This is a genomic window from Streptomyces katrae, from assembly GCF_000966975.1.
Taxonomy (GTDB): domain Bacteria; phylum Actinomycetota; class Actinomycetes; order Streptomycetales; family Streptomycetaceae; genus Streptomyces; species Streptomyces katrae.
The window spans coordinates 1-683 of the sequence record NZ_JZWV01001738.1 but is presented as its reverse complement, the minus strand read 5'-3'; the positions used below and the strand labels follow the sequence as shown (position 1 = coordinate 683).

The 683-nt window shown below is 79.4% G+C and carries 1 protein-coding gene; it reads right to left on the bottom strand.

The genetic code is table 11. The features are described 5' to 3' along the window. On the bottom strand, window positions 1–683 hold a 683-nt coding region (locus VR44_RS40385; RefSeq protein WP_211275234.1), incomplete at both ends, for a TRSP domain-containing protein.

Here is a 683-nt window from a genome sequence, read left to right as displayed (position 1 = left end):
TGGTCTGCGGACTCAGCGGCCGGGCTGCCGGGCGCAGTCACGGCCGGGCTGCCGGAGGCGGTCGCGGCCGCGCGGGCTGCGGCCGGGCGGGCGGGGGTGGCAGGGCCGTCCGGGGCGTACGACGGGACGACCGCCAGCACGACGCGGCCGGTGTGCGGGGCCAGGGCCGCGAGCAGGCCGGTGTGCAGTTCGGGGGTGTCCCCGGCGGAGTCCACGACCGCGACGACCGCGTCGAAGCCGCCGCCCGCGACGTTGTAGGCGTAGCGGTCGCCGGGTCCGTCGGCGGGAGCGTCGTGGGCCGGGAAGACCAGGCGGGTGCGGATGGCATAGCCGGGGTCGTCGACGGCGAGAACGGGCGAGCGGGTGGTCGAGGAGAACCGCACCTCGGCCGCCGCCCCGCGCTCCTCCAGGGCCGCCGCGAGACGCAGCGGCACGTACATCAGCTCCTCGTTGCCGAGTACGAGGACCCGCCCGGGCCCCTCGCCCAGCGCGGCCGCCAGCTGCCCGGCGAGGGCGGGCAGGGCCGCCTCCAGGTCCTCGCGGTGCGCGGGCGTGAACCCGTGCCGGCCCCCGTCGGGCACCCCGGCGGGCCACTCCAGGGCCACGCGCGCGTACGGCACGCGGGCAACATCAGCGGTCCCGGCCGGACGCCCGGCCGCCTCGGCTGCCGAAGGCACGGCGGC